Origin of the sequence: Paenibacillus sp. FSL M7-0134 (genome assembly GCF_038007865.1) — a bacterium.
In the GTDB taxonomy this organism is placed as follows: domain Bacteria; phylum Bacillota; class Bacilli; order Paenibacillales; family Paenibacillaceae; genus Paenibacillus; species Paenibacillus polymyxa_B.
This window is the reverse complement of the sequence record NZ_JBBOXV010000002.1, coordinates 1,434,103-1,452,304: the sequence shown is the minus strand read 5'-3', so window position 1 is coordinate 1,452,304 and position 18,202 is coordinate 1,434,103. Positions and strand designations below refer to the sequence as shown.

At 44.7% G+C, this 18,202-nt stretch carries 17 protein-coding genes and 1 pseudogene; 6 read left to right on the top strand and 12 right to left on the bottom strand.

Annotation, left to right across the window (positions count from 1 at the left end):
- Positions 1-92: 92 nt before the first annotated feature.
- The 4 genes from licT to garR all read right to left on the bottom strand — a co-directional run bounded on the left by licT (position 93) and on the right by garR (position 4,966).
- Entirely contained in the window at positions 93-950 is an 858-nt protein-coding gene (gene licT, locus NSQ58_RS22230) for a BglG family transcription antiterminator LicT (protein WP_023987951.1), read from the bottom strand.
- A gap of 223 nt (positions 951-1,173) precedes the next feature.
- On the bottom strand, positions 1,174-2,532 hold the full coding sequence (locus tag NSQ58_RS22225) for a GntP family permease (protein WP_028542872.1): 1,359 nt from the start codon (positions 2,530-2,532) through the stop codon (positions 1,174-1,176).
- 53 nt (positions 2,533-2,585) lie between these two features.
- On the bottom strand, positions 2,586-4,031 hold the full coding sequence (locus tag NSQ58_RS22220) for a four-carbon acid sugar kinase family protein (protein ID WP_316243510.1): 1,446 nt from the start codon (positions 4,029-4,031) through the stop codon (positions 2,586-2,588).
- 41 nt (positions 4,032-4,072) lie between these two features.
- On the bottom strand, positions 4,073-4,966 hold the full coding sequence (gene garR, locus NSQ58_RS22215) for a 2-hydroxy-3-oxopropionate reductase (protein ID WP_071558949.1): 894 nt from the start codon (positions 4,964-4,966) through the stop codon (positions 4,073-4,075).
- Positions 4,967-5,208: 242 nt separating this feature from the next.
- Here garR and NSQ58_RS22210 point away from each other — a divergent pair, with 242 nt between their 5' ends.
- The gene (locus NSQ58_RS22210) at positions 5,209-5,829 is read left to right on the top strand and encodes a GntR family transcriptional regulator (protein WP_076157058.1); all 621 of its coding nucleotides are present in this window, start codon (positions 5,209-5,211) and stop codon (positions 5,827-5,829) included.
- A gap of 88 nt (positions 5,830-5,917) precedes the next feature.
- On the opposite strand, the gene NSQ58_RS22205 is transcribed toward NSQ58_RS22210, so the two are convergent.
- Together NSQ58_RS22205 and NSQ58_RS22200 are read right to left on the bottom strand one after the other, a co-directional pair.
- Entirely contained in the window at positions 5,918-6,253 is a 336-nt protein-coding gene (locus NSQ58_RS22205) for a carboxymuconolactone decarboxylase family protein (protein ID WP_023987946.1), read from the bottom strand.
- Entirely contained in the window at positions 6,250-6,636 is a 387-nt protein-coding gene (locus tag NSQ58_RS22200; RefSeq protein WP_254347957.1) for a tautomerase family protein, read from the bottom strand. Before NSQ58_RS22200 ends, NSQ58_RS22205 begins: the two co-directional genes overlap by 4 nt.
- Positions 6,637-6,747: 111 nt before the next feature.
- Here NSQ58_RS22200 and NSQ58_RS22195 point away from each other — a divergent pair, with 111 nt between their 5' ends.
- Positions 6,748-7,623: a LysR family transcriptional regulator gene (locus NSQ58_RS22195; protein WP_316243509.1), complete on the top strand. Its 876-nt coding sequence runs from the start codon at positions 6,748-6,750 to the stop codon at positions 7,621-7,623.
- Positions 7,624-7,786: 163 nt separating this feature from the next.
- Here NSQ58_RS22195 and NSQ58_RS22190 read toward each other — a convergent pair whose 3' ends face one another.
- From NSQ58_RS22190 to NSQ58_RS22175, 4 genes and pseudogenes are all read right to left on the bottom strand, one after another.
- Positions 7,787-9,715 (bottom strand): PTS fructose transporter subunit IIABC, encoded by a 1,929-nt coding sequence (locus tag NSQ58_RS22190; RefSeq protein ID WP_023987943.1) that lies wholly within the window; start codon positions 9,713-9,715, stop codon positions 7,787-7,789.
- Between the two features lie 67 nt (positions 9,716-9,782).
- The gene (pfkB, locus tag NSQ58_RS22185; protein WP_028542879.1) at positions 9,783-10,694 is read right to left on the bottom strand and encodes a 1-phosphofructokinase; all 912 of its coding nucleotides are present in this window, start codon (positions 10,692-10,694) and stop codon (positions 9,783-9,785) included.
- Positions 10,695-10,696: 2 nt separating this feature from the next.
- Positions 10,697-11,443: a DeoR/GlpR family DNA-binding transcription regulator gene (locus tag NSQ58_RS22180; RefSeq protein WP_023987941.1), complete on the bottom strand. Its 747-nt coding sequence runs from the start codon at positions 11,441-11,443 to the stop codon at positions 10,697-10,699.
- Positions 11,444-11,793: 350 nt separating this feature from the next.
- Positions 11,794-12,283 (bottom strand): annotated as a pseudogene (locus tag NSQ58_RS22175) (O-methyltransferase).
- A 32-nt stretch (positions 12,284-12,315) separates the two neighbouring features.
- Between NSQ58_RS22175 and NSQ58_RS22170 the strand changes: the two are divergent.
- Positions 12,316-12,792 carry a LysR family transcriptional regulator gene (locus tag NSQ58_RS22170; protein ID WP_316243508.1) on the top strand — a complete coding sequence of 159 codons (477 nt, stop codon included), beginning with the start codon at positions 12,316-12,318 and terminating at the stop codon, positions 12,790-12,792.
- An 89-nt stretch (positions 12,793-12,881) separates the two neighbouring features.
- On the opposite strand, the gene NSQ58_RS22165 is transcribed toward NSQ58_RS22170, so the two are convergent.
- Entirely contained in the window at positions 12,882-13,964 is a 1,083-nt protein-coding gene (locus tag NSQ58_RS22165; protein WP_279831331.1) for an ankyrin repeat domain-containing protein, read from the bottom strand.
- Between the two features lie 205 nt (positions 13,965-14,169).
- On the opposite strand from NSQ58_RS22165, the gene NSQ58_RS22160 reads away from it, so the two are divergent.
- From NSQ58_RS22160 to NSQ58_RS22150, 3 genes are all read left to right on the top strand, one after another.
- Complete coding sequence (locus NSQ58_RS22160) at positions 14,170-14,844, top strand: Crp/Fnr family transcriptional regulator (protein WP_279831333.1); 675 nt, start codon at positions 14,170-14,172, stop codon at positions 14,842-14,844.
- Between the two features lie 76 nt (positions 14,845-14,920).
- Positions 14,921-15,733, top strand: coding sequence for a DNA alkylation repair protein (locus NSQ58_RS22155; RefSeq protein WP_028542884.1), 813 nt, complete (start codon positions 14,921-14,923; stop codon positions 15,731-15,733).
- 90 nt (positions 15,734-15,823) lie between these two features.
- Positions 15,824-16,234: a DUF4183 domain-containing protein gene (locus tag NSQ58_RS22150; RefSeq protein ID WP_023987937.1), complete on the top strand. Its 411-nt coding sequence runs from the start codon at positions 15,824-15,826 to the stop codon at positions 16,232-16,234.
- Between the two features lie 92 nt (positions 16,235-16,326).
- On the opposite strand, the gene NSQ58_RS22145 is transcribed toward NSQ58_RS22150, so the two are convergent.
- Positions 16,327-18,021: a methyl-accepting chemotaxis protein gene (locus tag NSQ58_RS22145; RefSeq protein ID WP_023987936.1), complete on the bottom strand. Its 1,695-nt coding sequence runs from the start codon at positions 18,019-18,021 to the stop codon at positions 16,327-16,329.
- Positions 18,022-18,202 lie beyond the last annotated feature (181 nt).

Here is an 18,202-nt window from a genome sequence, read left to right as displayed (position 1 = left end):
TTAGGTATCGCCTGCTTAACCAGTAACAATCCTTATATTTAAGTTGTGAGCCTACTATAAATCACTTAGAAATCGTTTGCAAGCTTTTTTTTCTAAGAAGTAGCCATATCGTTTCTGGAGGTTACACGCTGTATATGAATTGTCAAATACACTTTTTCGTCAATCGACATAGCACTTTCATGCTTTAATTCCAAATATTGATTGATTAATTGGGTGCATTGAAAAGCCCTCGCATATTTATCTTTGACCTGATCATACAAGAAATTGTCACCTGAAGCCAGTTGCTCTTGTTCATTGCTCAGCAATCGTTGGGCAAAGTACTGCAAATGAGTAATAAACCGGGAATAATTGAATGAAGTTTCATCCAGTGTAATCTGATAGTAATCGGTTACAATGTTGAAAATGTCATCAATGACCTCGGTAATCTCAACCGTTTGTTTCATTCCCTGACCGTCTTGTCTTGCATTTACAAAATGCATAGCAATAAAGCTGGCTTCATGCTCATCCATTTGGATGCCAAATTGAGCATGGATGATATCCAATGCATTCATTCCAATCATAAATTCTTTCTTGTAAAATTTTTTAATTTGCCATAACAGTGAATTTTTAAGTCCCACGGATTTTCTGTATCGAGAGATGGCAAATTGAATATGGTCAATCAGAGAAATATAGATATTATCACTAAAAATATCTCCCATTTCCCTTTTCGCGCTGCCTACAATTTCATCCGCCACCTTTAAATACTCTACAGATGTTTCTCCAATGAGATCAATTAATTTTTGCGGAATTTTATCAGACTTTAATACAAAGGTTTTTTCTATTTTTTCCTCATCAACCCTCTGACCATTTTTCTTTTTAAAGCCCAGACCATTCCCGATGACAACAAATTCATGACCCACCTGATTTTCGGCCCGGATGACATTGTTGTTAAATATTTGCCGGATGATCATTTATCTGCTCACCTCATTGATGTAATGACAAAGTTTGTAATAACAAAAAAAACCAAATAACGACTAAATCAATTAGTCATTATTTGGGTATCGCCTGCTAACCAGTAACAATCCCGAAGGGCACTTGACCCTTCATTCAATTACTCTTACTATACCGCTTTCAAAGCAGAATAACAATACAATCATGCTGAAAAGTCTTCTGGGAAGATCGTTTATGAACAAATCAGATAAAAATACTGAGTATCATCACGATACCAAAAGCACTGAACCCGAGAATGGTTTCCATGACTGTCCACGTTTTCAGCGTTTGAGGTACGGACAGGTTCATGTATTCTTTAACAATCCAGAAGCCGGAGTCATTCACGTGGGACAAAATGATCGAGCCTGCTCCGGTAGCCAACACCAGTAGCTCCGGGCTCACCCCCGGCATCGTGACTGCAATCGGAGCGACAATACCTGCCGCCGTCGTCATGGCTACCGTGGCGGAACCAACGGCGGCCCGGATAAGACCTGCAATCACAAAGGCCAATACAAGCGGAGACAAATGTGCATGCTGGGCAAAACCTGCAATCGCATCTCCTACACCGCTGGCAGTCAGAATCTTGTTGAAACCACCGCCTGCACCGATCAGCAGGATGATAGAAGCAACCGGACCCAGGCAATCGTTCGTAAACTTCAATAGCTGCTTGCTATCGAAGTTGCGTGCATAACCAAAAGAGTAAAGCGAGAACAGCAAAGCAATCAGCAACGCAATAATCGGACTGCCGATGAAATCAATGACCTGTCTGAAGACGTTGGCTTCTGGCAAAATCAGATCGACAATCGTCGCCAGCAGCATCAGGATAACGGGAAGCATAATGGTGAAGAGTGTAATACCAAAGCCCGGCAATTCTCTTTCTTTCGTTTCTGTAAATTGTTCCATCAATTCACTCGAAGTCTCCACCTTGATACGTTTGGAAATCCAGCTTCCGTAGATCGGACCCGCAATCGCTGCGGACGGCAATGCTACGATAAGCGCAAGGAAGATCGTTTTACCAATATTCGCGTTAAAGATACCTACTGCCAGCATCGCTGCCGGATGCGGAGGGATAAGACTATGCACAACCGCCAATCCAGCCACGAGAGAAATTCCGATTTTGATCAGCGAAGTTCCGGTATGCTTGGCGATTACGAATACGAGCGGAAACAACAGTACGATACCTACCTGAATGAATACCGGGATACCACAAATAACAGCGACCACCATCATGGCCCAGTGAACATTTTTCTCACCGAACACCCGCACCATGGTCTTGGCAATCTGCTCCGCACCACCAGACTCAGCCATCAGCTTACCCAGCATCGTACCCAGACCAAGAACAATGGCGATAAAACCGAGCACACTGGCCACACCTTCTTGATAAGCTGTCACAATACTTTTCAGCGGCATACCTGCAATTAGACCCATGAATACAGCACCGACGATGAGCGCGACAAATGGGTTCATTTTGACTTTAGCGATCAGCACAATCAGTCCAATAATAGAAATAAGTGCATACAATAACAAACTTGCATCATGACTGAGTCCGAATACGGAATACATGTTATAACCCCCTCATTAAGTAAGCGCTCTCTAAGTTTGTTGAAAAACAGGGGTTAACCCTGCTCGTTTTCAATTTTCTCTACGGTTTCCAGCAATGTTCGTTCTCCGCCCACATTACCAGGGAACACAATATACGGAATGCCGCTGAATTTGGCTTCGTTTCCGGTCAGCCACACAGGGATGCCTGCCGCAACCTGGCCGAGTACACGTGCTTTTCGGATAGCAAGACCTTTGGTTGCCACATCACTGGAAGTAATGCCGCCTTTGGCGATGATAAACTTAGGCACCGTCTCAAGCGACTGTACGATTTCGACCAGTGCACCGGATACCGTTTGACTAATTTTGAAATTATCAGCTTTATTATCTACCGCAATGAGTTTGCGGCTACTGTATACCACCACATTGTTGCCCGCAGCCAGTTGTGTATTGGCTTCTGCGATAACGCGGTTTAATTCCTGTGTGTAGCCCTCAGAATCCAACACCCGTTCCACATCAATTTCAAGACCCACAATTTCAGGGTACGTAAGTAACTGTTTCAGCTGTTTTGTTGTTTTTTGAACATAGGAACCGACGACCACAATACCACCGTGACCTTCCTGTCCACTTGCAATCAGTCGTTCCTTTGGCAAATATTCCTGGTCAGATATCCCGGCATACGATTTCACAAAAGAAGCAGCTGTGCGGAAAATAAACGTTTTCCCTTGCTCCTCTGCTTTCAGCAGCCCCAGTGATACTACATCCATATCCGCATACGAAAGCACGTTGACGATGATTGGTACGTTATCCTTCGCTTGTAGCAATACTTCTTGCACAGCGTCTGGTCCCTTGCGAATCTGTTCCAGTGAAATAACAAGACATTCCGAGGCATGAATACGGCCTTCTGTCTTTTCTTCCACCCAAGCGGTTAAATCGCCGTTTTCATAGCCAAATACCTTATCCTTGGCAAACTCCGACTCATGTACGGGGATTAGCGTATCATCCTCCACCATATAGTGGGTGTTGCCTCCGGTTACTCGTCCAGCTTCGAAAAAGGCTGGAATGATCAAATGACCGTCGTAGCTCCGTCCACTTTGACGCGATCCTTCTTCTGCCAGTACGTCCGTTTCCAGCGGGTAATACCCACGCAACATGGAATCACTACGGCTGACAAAGGTAAATGATTTGCCCTTTTCGGTGGCGACAGCCTGTACGTTGCGAGCAATCTCGCGGTTAATCCGTTCTGCGGTTTGCGCATCAAGTCCGCGTGTATTGGTCAGGATATAAAAAAGCGTTTCCGGTGAGTCGAATGCTTCACGAAGCAATGCTTCATCCCACTGCGTCAAAACATCAATATCATGAACGGTTTGTACCCCAGTCGGATCATCGTCTAATACGATAATTTTCCGTCCTCTGGCGTCATTAATCCGGCGAATTTCCTGACGCAATCCTTTGCTGTCCCATTCAGGAGGCAATTCTGCTTGAAGAGCTAACAACGAAGTATATCCTGCATTTACATTCATGTGATCTCCACCTTATTCAAATTCTTGATTAGCATGCTCTACTACTCTGCTTTTACCTGTACGCCTGCGAGTTTTTCAAAATATTGCACGATTCCGCCGTGATCATCCGCCGCTTTACCATCCACTTTGAGTGCGTGGAATATTTCCAGCAGTTGGCTACTAAGTGGCAACGGTACACCGATGTCATGCGCGGTTTCCATAACGTTCGTGATGTCCTTGAGGTTAATATCAATCCGACCCCCAGCTACAAAATTCCGTTGCAAGATCAGAGGAACTTTAGCATCCAGTACCGCACTGCCTGCCAATCCACCACGAATTGCTTGCACCATTTTTTCAATATTAATTCCTGCCTTGGCTGCAAATACAAGCGCTTCGGACATGGCCGCGATATTCAGGTTCACCATGATCTGGTTAGCCAGCTTTGCCGTTGTGCCGCAGCCGTTATCACCAACCAAGGTGACATCCTGACCCAGCACATGCAGAACATCCAAGACATGCTCAAACACTGATTCTTTGCCACCAACCATAATCGCCAATGTCCCATCAATTGCTTTCGGTTCGCCACCACTGACAGGGGCATCCAGCATGTGCAGACCAGCCTCAACGGCTTTCACCGACAGCTCTTTGGAGACGACTGGAGAAATCGAGCTCATATCTACGATAACGCTTCCAATACTAGCCCCTTTTAAAATCCCGTTCTCGCCCAAAATGACTTCTTTCACATGATTGGAATTCGGCAACATCGTAAAAATGATTTCACTGCGCTCTGCAACTTCCTTCGGGGATGCCGCTGCATGTGCGCCTGACGCAACCAAAGCAGTGACGGTTTCCTGATTAATATCAAATACGGTCAGCTCATAATCCGCTTTCAAAAGATTTAACGACATCGGACGACCCATAATACCTAATCCAATAAATCCAATTTTCTTTGTCATGTAAATTCCCTCCATAGCTTTTCGAATTCGATTTCCTATTCAGGATTTTTAGATAAATCCATTTGTAAACGCTTTTCATCACATGTAAGCGCTATTAATTCGTCTTTATATTTGAGATTGTACACAATAAATTCATTTTTGTATACAAAAAATTAAAATTTGTATCAATTTTTATCAAATACATAGGAAAGACATTGTTTAACCTCCATCTTTTCGCTAAAGTAGACGTAGAGGTGAATGACATGCAGTACAGCAGCAATAACTCTCGAACGGCGCACCAGCAATCTTATGAAACACTGCGTGATATGATCCTGAACGGAACCATCCCTCAAGGAACCAAGTTGGTCGAGGAAAAGCTTGCCACGCAGCTCGGTGTAAGCCGCACGCCTATCCGTGAATCCATCCGCAAATTGGAGCAGGAAGGGCTTATCGTCAATAAACGTGTAGTCAAGCTATCTGAAACCGACCTGCGCAATACCTTTGAGCTACGGATGCTGCTTGAAGGACATGCGACGCGCAGCGCGGCTGCCTACTTGTCCGAGACAGAGCTACTGGCTTTGGAGCAATGTGTGGACATCGGGCGTTCCGGCTCGCTGGATGAGGTGATGCAAGCGAACAAAGAGTTTCATGAGATCATTATGAAGGCCAGTAATAATTCGATGATGATTGATTTGTTTGATCGGATGCAATCCGTTATTTATTTATTCCGTCATACGGTCGTCTACTATCATCGTCCCTTTCTGATTGATGAGCACCAGCATATTTGTGAGGCTATCCGCGCACATGACGGCGATACAGCAGAACGGCTGATGAAGGAGCATCTCCAGGCTGATCTGGACTTTTGCCTGCATCTGATCAGATAGTCCTTCGCTTCTCCATTTGTATGCCATGCCAAAAAAACCGCCAAACACTCGGAATCCCTTGTGCTTAGCGGTTTTTTTAGGTTCATGTTTAACTCTCTTTCTCTTTACAAAATACCTCTTTGGCAACCTGAATAGCTGAGGCTGCCCGGGGCCATCCTACATAAAAGGCAAGCTGTGTAATGACCTCAACCAGTTCTTCCTCCGAAATCCCGTTCTCCTTGGCCAGTTTCAGATGATAAGGGAGTTGATTTACATGCTCACCCGCTACCAATGCGGAGACGGTGATGAGACTCCGTTCTCTGAGAGATAGCTCACTTCTTCTCCATACATCTCCAAAAAGAACATCCTCTGTATAACCTACAAAAGCGGGAGCAAAATCACCGATGGTTTCTCGAACACTCGATTTGATCAATTTATGCTTCATACAATCATCTGGGCAAGTCCGTTGCCAAAGGACCAATCCTCTAATTCAGTCTCTACCAGTGTTACAAATACATCCTCCGGTCTAACCTTACATTCAATAGATAAGAGTTCCGCTAACTTTTGGTAGAAACTCTTTTTTTGTTCCGTAGTTCTACCCGTTCCCATTGTAATTTGGATATACAGCAGCTTATCTGTTCTGGGTATATTCAAATAATCGGGACTATAATAAAACTCGCTTTGCTTATGAGCATGAAAAACCTGAAAGTAATCTTTTTCCGGAACCAGAAAATGTTCAATCAAAGCGTTCATGATACAACGACTAATCCAAGGCAACTCTTGCTCTGTGTATTGCTGCTCCATGTAGCCAACTCGTACAAATGGCATGTTCAACTCTCCTATCCGTTGGGATAATATAATTGTACTCCCCTTACTTTCATCTGTATAATTGAAAATAATCATAAATATATTCAATTTCACCGATGGAGATGAGCATGCGTGGATCTAAAAGAATTAACTACATTTCGTACCATAATCGAAGAAGGAACGTTTTCAAAAGCTGCTGCCAAATTAAACTACGCTCAGTCTACAGTCACGAGCCAAATCCAGAGATTAGAGAAAGAGCTGGGATTTCAGCTTTTTAAAAGGGGTTGGGATGCGGAGTTAACGTCCCCAGGCAAACTATATGCCGAGGAGATAGACGGGCTTATTCAGCATTGGAATTTTGTAATGGACCAGGCGAAGTCTCTGAAAAAGGAGGAGATTGGCACGCTTCATATCGGTGTGATTGAAACGGTGGCGGCTACCGTACTGCCCTTGGCTCTACAGCAGTTTCGAGAGCATAAACCGAATATTACGTGCCATTTTACAGTTGGAAACACGGATGCACTCGCAAATGCTTTGGTGGACGGTAAGCTGGATTTTGCAATCTCTGGGGAACCTCACTCGATTCCTTCCTTACACTTTGAACCCATATATCACGAACACATCGCCTTTATTGTGTCCCGTAATCACCCTTTTGCGGTAAAAAGTGAGCTTCATCTCGAAGATCTGTACGAGTACCCGCTTATCGTCGGAGGTAAGAACTGCTTGTACCATATACGACTGGAAAAAGAACTTTCCCGCTTCCCGTCGATGCCGTTTTTTTATACTGTCAGTCAAATTTCGTCGATCCCCACATTTGTAAAAACGATTCCTTCAGTTGGAGTGATTCTATCATCAATGCCTATGCAGGAGGAACTGGTCACCGTCCCCCTCCAGTTAACAGACCCGAATATTCCTATTGGACTCCTACAAAACAACCATCACCAGCAGTATATGTCTTCGGCCCGAAAGCTGTTTATACAGCTGGTTAAGGAGCTTTGTAGGCTATAGCTCCAATGCAATAACTACTAATAAGCTATATAGGCAAAGCCGACACCTTTGCATAAAGAAAAAGCCGCCAAACACTCAGAAACCTGGTGTTTAGCGGCTTTACTATTTTGAAGGCCTAAGGAAATGTGACCCTCTTTTTATTTTTTCACTCCTGTGATACCCGTTATTTCGCTTCGAGCGGTTTTTTCCACAATCCCAGAATGAGCGCGGAAATCACGGAACCAATCGCCACTGCAAGCAAGAACAACAAAGCATGATTGGCAAGAGCTGCTACAAAAATTCCGCCATGTGGAGCTGGAAGATTGATTTGCCAGAACTGCGTCAGACCACCAGCAATCGCTGAACCTACAATACAAGAGGTCAGGACACGCAGAGGATCAGCAGCTGCGAATGGAATGGCTCCTTCCGTAATGAAGGACAATCCAAGTACATAGTTCGTCAAGCCAGACTTGCGCTCTTGCTCAGTAAACTTATTTTTGAAGAACGTCGAAGCTAATGCGATCGCCAACGGAGGTACCATACCACCTGCCATAACAGCCGCCATCATAGCTCCGTTCGTGTTACCACTGGAAGTAAAGACACCGATCGAAAATGCGTAAGCTGCTTTGTTAAAAGGTCCACCCATGTCGATCGACATCATTCCGCCCAGAATCAGACCCAAAATAACTGCATTACCTGTTCCCAAATTGTTCAGAACATTGACAAGCCACGTATTAATACCACCGAAAATCGGATCGAACAGGTAGAACATAATCGCGCCTGAAATTAGGAGTCCAAATACAGGGTATAACAAGATTGGTTTTAAACCATCCAGCGCTTTCGGCAGACCTGCAAAAGCTTTACGCAGGAAGATCACCACATAACCAGCCATGAAACCAGCTGCCAGACCGCCAAGGAAACCTGCATTAGAGTTTACAGCCATCAGACCCCCAACCATACCTGGCATCAGTGCCGGGCGGTCTCCAATGCTCATCGCGATAAATCCGGCCAGTATCGGAATCAGGAAGTGGAACGCACCTGTTCCACCGCCAATTGTCTGCAACAGTTGGAACAATACATTGTCTTCTCCTGCCACTTGTTCAATCAAGAAGGAAATTGCTAACAAAATCCCCCCGCCTACAACGAATGGCAGCATATGAGAAATACCGTTCATTAAATCCTTGTAGATTTTGCTGCCCACGCTGCTCTTCTCCGCTTTCGACTCTTCAGCACTGCCTTTACCTTCACTACGATAAATTGGGGCATCGCCATTCAGCGCTTTGCGGATCAGTTCCTCAGATTTACGGATACCGTCGCTTACCGGTCTTTGCAATACAGGTTTACCGTCAAATCTGGCCATTTCAACCTTCTTGTCAGCTGCAACGATTACACCTTTGGCACGGCGAATTTCATCCGCTGTCAGTACGTTTTGTGCGCCTTCCGAGCCGTTCGTCTCTACACGGATATTTACACCCATTTCTTTCGCTTTCTTAATGAGAGCATCTTCTGCCATAAACGTGTGTGCAATGCCTGTAGGACAAGCGGTCACTGCAACCACAAATTCGTCAGAATTCGGATTGCCAACGATAACGTCTGGCGTTTGCTGTGCTTTGGCATCCTCTTTCTTAGCCTCTTTTGCTTTCTTGGCAGCTTCTTCTTCCGCCTGCTTGGTATCAAACAGCATAGATACTTCATCCGGTGTTTGCGTTTTCATAAGGCTCCCGATAAAATCGGTATCAATCAACAGCCGGGAAAGGGCAGCCAATGTGCGAAGATGCGTATTTGCTGCTCCCTCCGGAGCCGCAATCATAAAGAATACTTTCGCCGGCTCACCGTCCAACGATTCGAATTCTACGCCTTTACTGCTTTTGGCGAAAACGACGGTCGCTTCATTCACGGCTTTGGTCTTGGCATGCGGCATCGCAATGCCGCCGCCAATTCCAGTGCTGGATTCTGCTTCGCGTTTGTAAATCATTTCTTTAAACAACGCCCGGTCATTAATACGTCCACTTGCTTCGAGACGAGCGATGAGCTCCTCAATCGCCTCGTCTTTTGTCGTCGCCTGCAGGTCCATGATCATCGTTTCTTTAATCATCAGGTCTGTTATTCTCATTTTTCACACTCTCCTAAGTTCGATCAGCGTGTTGACACACGCATAATAAGCTCATGATGCAGCTGGATTACTGTTTTGAAATCGTGACTTGCGGCCGTAATTGTTCAATCTTCTCTCTAGTAGCCAGATCATCGGAGAACGCAGTTGCGCTTCCGGATGCCACCCCTGCACGGAATGCTTCGATCGGATCGCCATGAAGAGCCAGCGTACCCACGAATCCAGCAATCATTGAATCACCTGCGCCTACAGAATTTTTCACCGTTCCTGCTGGTACATTTGCGTGATACACTTCATCTGCCGTAATGAACAAAGCCCCTTCTCCTGCCATGGAAATCAGTACATTTTTTGCACCTGCTTCCAGCAGCTTACGACCGTAAGTGACGATCTCCTCCTTTGAATGAATAGTTACGCCAAACAACTCAGCCAGCTCATGGTGATTCGGCTTGATGAGCAGCGGTTTATGAACCAGTGCCTTCATCAGCGCCTCACCTGTGGTGTCGATGACGAATTCAGCTCCAGTTTGCTGGCATACGCTAATCAGTCGATCATAGAAGTCTCCTCCAAGTGACGGCGGGATACTTCCCGACAAGACGACAATGTCATTTTTCTGGAGTCCCGCCAGCTTTTGCACCAACGCATCGGCCTCTTGCTCACGAATCGCAGGTCCCAAACCGTTAATTTCCGTTTCATTGCCATGCTTGAGCTTAATGTTAATCCGTGTGTCATCTTCGATAATTACAAAATCAGTTTTAATGGATTCTTCCCGCAATGTATCGTCGATAAACCTGCCTGTGAATCCTCCGAGAAAACCAATCGCCGTGCTATCTGCTCCCAACTGGTTCAGTACACGTGATACATTAATTCCCTTACCACCGGGCAGTTTTAAATCACGTTTCATCCGGTTCAAATCACCAAGCTTCAAATCATCAACTTCCACGATATAATCAATGGAAGGGTTCAGCGTTACTGTATATATCATTGTTATCCCTCGATTATCTTAGTTTTCTGAGCGATGGATCGGCGTGACCGTTCTGGCATCGATTCGGTAATAAGTATAGCTTCCTTGAGCTCGAACAGTTTGGCGAAGGTTACTTCTCCAATTTTGCTGGAATCGGCTAACACATACGTTTTGCCAGACAACTGGTGGGCACGCCGCTTGATCAGCGCCTCTTCGGGATCAGGAGTTGTATACCCCATTTCCATATCCACCCCGTTCGTTCCTAGAAAGCACTTGTCGAATCGAAAATTGTCCAAATTTTGTAGGGCAATACTCCCGATTACGGCTTTGGTATGAATTTTCATCATCCCTCCCAGTAGATAGCTTCTGATTCTTTTGCTTACCAGTGCTTCTACGTGGGATAGTCCATTCGTCACGACCGTCACGTCTTTAGCTTCAATGTAAGGAATCATCGCCATCGTTGTTGTTCCCGCATCCAGATAAATACATTCGCCATCCAAAATTTCTTTGGCTGCTATACGGGCCACTGCATTTTTTTCTTGAACGTTTTTGAATGTTTTTTCTTCCATGCCAGGTTCCTGACTTTTCTGATTCAGCAAGGTTGCCCCGCCATGAATCCGCTTGAGCAACTGACGGCCCTCAAGATCTATCAAATCACGCCGAATCGTTGACTCAGAAGCTCCCAACAGATCAGCCAATTCTTGCAACTTTACAACACCACATTCTTGTAAGCGCTGTATTATTAACTTGTATCTTTCTTCCGTCAGCATCATCATTCCCCCAACTGTTCATATCGTACCACAAACTTGACAAAAAACAATCATTTTTCTTCAAAAAGATTCAAAAAAATTCATTTCTAATTCATTTTTTTACAAAATGGTGAATTCCTGATCCAATCATTATGATTGCGTTTACATTTTAAAGAAAATCCATCTACTTTTATGTAAATTCATTCTTCTTACATAGGAATTCAGCAGTAAACGTTCAAAAACGTTCTAAGGCTTCCATCAGTACTATTTTACCATTATGCGCACAATTCGTCCCCATCTTCTCTACTCAGAAAAAAGCTAAACACGAGGACTGATCCCCTTTGTGTTTAGCCAATCGAGACGCTTAGCGTTCAGCCCTTAACGATTCCAATGACGAAACCGTCATACCCCTTGCTCCCCACGGTTTGGATAGCTGTAGCTGTAATTCTTGATTCTTCAGCCAGCATATCATAAAACTTTCTTACTCCCTGCACCTGAGGGTCTGTGCTCAACTTCCTCCTCTTTCATCTGTGCTAACTGCTCCAAAGCTTCTCCCTCCCGAAGTTCCACCATTCCATCCAACTGAGCCAGCGATATATTCGACCGGGCAATTTTAGCATGGATCGGGTTGGCTTCCAGCGTAACTATTTTTCCATCCTTCAGCAACGCCCTTCCCAACCAGATTGTACTGTAGCCTCCCAAAGTACCGATCTCCAGCACGCGTCGCGCTCCCTGCATTTGAGCAAGGATATTTAATAGCTTTCCCTGATTGGGCAATACTTGTTCCAAGATAGCATCATGCGGAACGAGACTCTCCGAGATATACTGGTCTACTTGATCCCACGTGTTCGTTTGATTCATTCGCTCCACTCTCCTTTGGATTAACTTACAATTTGATTGTAAATGAATTATTAGGGAGTGTGACACGTGCCTCTGAACTTTTAAATATTAGCCAACCTGCGATTACCGCCCAGATTAAAAAATTTGAAAAAGAAATATCTCTCACACTGCTCATGCCGCTAGGAAGAGGGATTGCCTTAACGGATGCTGGTAAAAAGCTTGCTGTACTCGCCAAACGGCTCTTTGCCGTCGAACAGCAAATCGAACAATTATCTCAAGATTATCGTGATGGAGTCCATGGTCATATCCGGCTAGCAGCTACTTATTTACCGGCTCATTTTCTCATTCCAACCTGGATTGCAAAATTCAAACAAGAATATGAATATGAATATGTAGAACGCGGCGAGCTGTGCCGGGTATATGTAGAAGACATCCAGCTTCTCAATTCAATCGCCATCTGTACCCGCAAGAACGAACCCCTATCTACCGCTACCCTAAATCTCATTCAGCTCATACGTAACCATTCCTGATGAGCATTAGGCATCTGTGTACACTAGCGCTGTATTTTAAAATAACAAGAGCCATGACTGCGTGCATACCGCATTCATGGCTCACCTCGTTATGATAAATATTCCCCCTCAATAATCTTCTCCAGATAATCTTCCGGCTGTGCAAGAAACTCGGCAAAGCTGCACACATCCGCATATTCCTGATGCTCCTCGTCATAATAACCCAGGCACTTCTGCCTCGGATTCCACACCAATATAATATCCGAGTAATTATCTACTTTTAGAGACAGACGCAACAGCTTTTGCCGACCTACCTTCATCTCAACCGTATCTATGAATGAGAAGAACTCAACAAATTGAATATCAAGATCATTTTCTGGCAGGTCCACACGGAGCTGATCCCCCATCAGAAAGGCAACAATCTCCTTTGGAAGCTTGTAGCTTTTCAAAGCATGTCGTTTATTTTCCAGATTATGAAATGCTGGAGGCTCTACAGACTTTAAATACTCAGCCATTTCTACGTTTTTATTACTTAGTGCAATTGTATATGCCCGTTCTCCATCTTTTTCTGCCAGCGTCACATCAGCGCCTTGCTGAACCAAATACTTCACCATCGCAAAATCATTGTTGCGTGCCGCCACTGTCAAAGGCGTGGCTTTATAAGGATATACCATATTAGGGGCATTGAAATTAATATCTACGCCATGTTCCAATAGTAATGCTACTGTTTTCAGGTCATGCTTACTAACTGCGTTGCGGAGTGTTGCTCCAGCATGCTGCTTCATATCGAGGCCCAGCTCATGGATAAGCAGCATAATGCTTTTGTTACCGTAGTAGGCTTGCTCATAGGCACCGGATTTGACATGATTTTTCCCGTCCAGCTTGGCGCCATGGGCGACCACATAACGGACAATCTCTTCGGTACCATAGCGAACAGCCGTCAGGAATGCGGGATTATCCTTCACATTAAGTTGAACCCCCTCATCGACCAGTAGCTTCAAGACTTCCATTTGCTCAGTGATGAGTGTAATATCCAATGGACTTAATGTCGTATATTTACTGAGTACGATCCCTTGTTCTATATCCCAGCCTTCGGTCAGAGCTTGGCGTAAAGCGGATATATTGCCTTGAACGATATGCATCGCTATCTCAGGAAGAACCTCGAAATTGCCTACATCTTTTAATTTAATCATCGTTATTACCTCACTCTTTATGTATCTACTATCAAACATGCATATCTATTTTATACCAACCTCCCCTTTACATAAATCCGACAGATTCCCCAAAATTCATTATTCACTCTAGCGCAAACAAGTGAGTAATAGAGGTCAAAATACCTCAGAGAAGCTATAATTGTATTATGATTCTGTATACCCTGTGCAACGAAAAGGAGAACATATGAATAGCATTCAATACCTGTCCCAATTTAATTTGCTTCATAGTCTCTCATTAGAAGATTTAATTGAAATGGACCAAATGACCTCCATTACGACTATAGCGAAAAAAAACTTTATACAAACCCCAGAGACCTTTTCCGAGGGACTTTATTTTGTGAAAAAGGGAAAAGTACGTCTGTATAAGCTAAACGCTGACGGAAAGCAATTTACTTTGGATATCCTCAGCGAAGGAAATGTATTTGGTGAAATGGATATGATTTCACTGGGGACAAGGGATATGTATATAGAAACGATAGAAGAATGCGATATCTGCCGGATGGACAAAGACCGATTCGAGCATTTTTTAATAGAACATCCCCGGTTCATGATGAACATGATCAAGGTGTTAAGTGACCGAATCTCAGGAATGAGCAGTCTGGCCCAGCATTTAGCTTTGGGAAATTTACAGGATAAAATTTTGTATGTTCTTCTGAAATTGTCCGATCAGTTCGCCCTCCAAAGCCGTGAAGAGTATTGCAAAATCAATTTTCCTCTCTCCCATCAGGAAATTGCGAATCTGGTCGGGGCCACCCGTGAGGCTGTAACAACTGCTCTTCAGGAGCTTGTCAAAGAAAAGGTCATTATAACCGGCTTTAAGACGATTTACATCCATCGCGAAAAGCTAATGAAGTTGTAAACTACATTACATCTATACTCCTACCCAAAAAAGTATCGTATACCTATCAGACAATTTACGATATGGAGTGAATGAAATGTTACACCGAAAAGGGGCCCGCAAAGGGTCAGATATTCCTAATGATGTGCTTCAGCTGCTACAGCAGGGGCGGCTTGAGACGGTGAATCTCACCGAATGGCTGGCTGTCGATCATGTTGTACTATTGCAAAATACTCTTGATGAATTTGGCTTGCAGCGATCATCCGATGTCTTCATGACCGAATTGAATCAGCTGAAGGAAAAGAAGATCATGAAAATGATACCCGCAATCGCGCGAGCGTGGCTTCATGTGTTTGAGCAACAAGCGATAGAAGAACGTATTCGCATCTTTGATGCGATGGCCTCCCATCTTTCAGACAGCATTCGCTGCTGGGCTGCCTACATCATCGGGATTGATCCCCGTTTAAGTGTAAAGGAAAAATTGGCTGGCATTCGCCCCTTTGCAGCCGATTCCCATTTCGGAGTACGTGAAATAGCCTGGATGGCCGTGAGAGAATCCATATCCTTGCAACTGCTTGAAGGGCTTGCCCTGTTAGACAGTTGGGTGCGAGATGAGGATGCTAACATACGTCGTTTTGCCATTGAATTAATCCGGCCACAAGGCGTTTGGGCCAAGCACATCCCTGAACTAAAAGAACATCCCGAGCTGGCTCTTCCTCTCTTGGAGGCTGTTCAGTCCGATCCGGCCAAATATGTCCAGGACTCCGTTGGTAATTGGTTGAATGACGCCAGCAAAACCAACCCAGAATGGGTTCTTCAAGTTTGTAATGCATGGCTGATGATTTCGGATACCAAAGAAACGAAGCGAATAGTAACCCGGGCCCAAAGAAGCTTGAACAAAGAGAAATAATTGGAAGACTCCTCCCCCATCCAATCCATATCTAGAATATTCACATAAACTATAATATTTATCTGGAATATTAGGAATGGAGGAATTCCTATGTCTATTATTCGAATCTATCTGGAAGCAGACAGTATCGTATCTGGAAACATTGCTATTACAACAAGTATCAATGTCACTCCAGTGGTTAATCGTTACACAGCTATTGTCGTGCTTGGTAATATATTAGGTGGAGTGACCACTATCCCGGCACAAAATTTCACAAATGATAGTGGTACTTCAGTCGCGGCAAACAGTCTTGTTGTTCCGACCAGTAGCGGATACTACAATGTATTTGTAAATGGGACGTTGCAGCGAGGCGGCTTAACAACGCTTTCTGCTACAAATCTAATTATAAATACAGGCCTGATTGTTGGTGCAACAGTAGTCGTTGAGGTTGTTAATTTCAACTCTAGTGCTTCCTCAACCTCTGTCAACAATGTCACAGTAACGACTACCATAAGCGACTGAGAGAATGCCTTCGTAAAATTACTATAAAAAACCGCCAAACACAGGGTTTATCCTCGTCTTTAGCGGTTTATTTCTCTTTGAACCTCGAATATTTAAATCTTGAAGTTCTCTACAAGCACCTGAAGCTTCTCGGCCAGTGATGAGAGGAGCGCTGCGGAGGATTCCACTTCTTGCATGGCAGCAAGCTGTTGCTCCGAAGAGGCGGACAGGGACTCTGCCCCTTTAACCGTATGGTTAGAGACCATTACGGTATTCTGAATGGCTTCAACGAGCTCTTCAGAGATCAGCGCCAGATCCCGAACTGTGGCTGATATTTGCTCGCTTTGGGAAGACATGTCGGAGATGGAGACTTCAATCTCGGAGAAGGAGCGCCCGGCTGATATGATCAACTCCTTGCCCTGCATCATTTCGTTCGTGGAACGCTTCATAGTTTCTCCTGCCTTGTCCATTTGGGCGATAATCAGACTGATCAGTTCGCTGATTTGTGTGGCAGAATTGGCAGAACGTTCGGCCAATTTGCGGACAGAGCCAGCGACAACGGCAAAGCCCTGACCTTCTTCTCCGGCGCGCGCAGCTTCTATCGCTGCATTCAAAGACAGCAAGTTGGTCTCCTCGGCGATGCTGGCAATGGTGCCGACAATGTTCTCAATCTCCTTGGAGTGGCTGCCAAGCGTATGAATAATGCTTGAGAGATCGCCGATGCTTTCGCTGACAACTCCCATTTGGGAGGTGGTGGAATCCATTGATTCCCGGCCAAGGCGTGCTTTCTGGACATTATCCGCGGCCTTGTTCATTGCGATGTCCGCATTGCCAGCAATATCGCTGATGAAGCGGGACATATCCTGAATAGCTTTATAGCTTCCTTCCAGGTTTTGCAATTGGGTATGCGCCCCATCAGCCAACTCAATCGTAACATTCACGCTATGCTCTCCAGCACGGTTCGTTGCCTGTGCGCTGGCAGACAGCTCTTGAGAGGAAGAAGCGACCAGCATAGAGGTGTCATTGACCTGGGTAATCAGGTTGCGCAGGTTCATTGTCATATCGTTGAAGTCGCGGGCCAGCGTCCCGATTTCATCCTTGTTTTTGAAGAGAAGCGGTTCATGGGTAAGGTCGCCCTTGGTAATGGTGTTCACAGAGGCTGACAGCTTGGTAAGCGGACTTACCATATGGCGAATCAACAGGTAAACAACAAGGATAGCCACCATGAAAATGGAGCCGCCAATAATAAAGGGCTGAACAATAATATCCAACGTCCGTTCCTGAATTAACGAGCCGTCAAAATTGATGGCCATCAGTGCAACAATGGGCTTGGTGGGATCATGGTCCTGATAAATGGGGCCGTATCCAGTTTTGAGCGAGGTTCCTTCATATGTATAAACCTTGGAATATGCTGAATGCTTCATGGTAGTTATCATTTCTTTGTCTTCGTCTGTAAAATAGAAGGAATCGCCAGCTTGATAGCCTCTTTGCTTAAAGTTGGCATCGGCGGCCAAAATTTTTCCATCCAAAGAGATAATAAAAGCCTCCTTAAAAATAGGCTTATGTGCTACAATCCAGCCGATCCGGTCTTCAATGGCAGCAAGTTTGCTGTTATCTCCACTGACCAGAGCCGATATATCCGCAGGATCTATAAGGCCAGTCGTAATATTGGCGCAACCCACCAGCTCGATCCCAGCAGCTTCATCCACTTGATGGTAAGCGGTACGATATCCGAAGTATCCAATGGAGGAGCCTACGAGAAGCAGTATGATGAGCATCATCCAAGTTAATTTTGTTGCCAGCTTCATTATTTGAACCACCAATCCTGACTCTAATAAATTTTTGTGACAATCCGTTTTCACTGCTACGATTATAGCCTATCAACACTTACTATAATATGGCATTCCAGCGTCGGAAGATGTCGTTTTTTGTGAGAATAGTCACTGTTTTTTGTAAACGAGGACGTTGCAGTGAACGGCAGTCATTAAT

Bases quoted from the DNA above. Each gene is read 5' to 3' on its own strand.
- licT (WP_023987951.1), bottom strand. From the start codon at position 950: ATGATCATCCGGCAAATATTTAACAACAATGTCATCCGGGCCGAAAAT.
- NSQ58_RS22225 (WP_028542872.1), bottom strand. From the start codon at position 2,532: ATGTATTCCGTATTCGGACTCAGTCATGATGCAAGTTTGTTATTGTAT.
- NSQ58_RS22220 (WP_316243510.1), bottom strand. From the start codon at position 4,031: ATGAATGTAAATGCAGGATATACTTCGTTGTTAGCTCTTCAAGCAGAA.
- garR (WP_071558949.1), bottom strand. From the start codon at position 4,966: ATGACAAAGAAAATTGGATTTATTGGATTAGGTATTATGGGTCGTCCG.
- NSQ58_RS22210 (WP_076157058.1), top strand. From the start codon at position 5,209: ATGCAGTACAGCAGCAATAACTCTCGAACGGCGCACCAGCAATCTTAT.
- NSQ58_RS22205 (WP_023987946.1), bottom strand. From the start codon at position 6,253: ATGAAGCATAAATTGATCAAATCGAGTGTTCGAGAAACCATCGGTGAT.
- NSQ58_RS22200 (WP_254347957.1), bottom strand. From the start codon at position 6,636: ATGCCATTTGTACGAGTTGGCTACATGGAGCAGCAATACACAGAGCAA.
- NSQ58_RS22190 (WP_023987943.1), bottom strand. From the start codon at position 9,715: ATGAGAATAACAGACCTGATGATTAAAGAAACGATGATCATGGACCTG.
- pfkB (WP_028542879.1), bottom strand. From the start codon at position 10,694: ATGATATATACAGTAACGCTGAACCCTTCCATTGATTATATCGTGGAA.
- NSQ58_RS22180 (WP_023987941.1), bottom strand. From the start codon at position 11,443: ATGCTGACGGAAGAAAGATACAAGTTAATAATACAGCGCTTACAAGAA.
- NSQ58_RS22165 (WP_279831331.1), bottom strand. From the start codon at position 13,964: ATGATTAAATTAAAAGATGTAGGCAATTTCGAGGTTCTTCCTGAGATA.
- NSQ58_RS22160 (WP_279831333.1), top strand. From the start codon at position 14,170: ATGAATAGCATTCAATACCTGTCCCAATTTAATTTGCTTCATAGTCTC.
- NSQ58_RS22155 (WP_028542884.1), top strand. From the start codon at position 14,921: ATGTTACACCGAAAAGGGGCCCGCAAAGGGTCAGATATTCCTAATGAT.
- NSQ58_RS22150 (WP_023987937.1), top strand. From the start codon at position 15,824: ATGTCTATTATTCGAATCTATCTGGAAGCAGACAGTATCGTATCTGGA.
- NSQ58_RS22145 (WP_023987936.1), bottom strand. From the start codon at position 18,021: ATGAAGCTGGCAACAAAATTAACTTGGATGATGCTCATCATACTGCTT.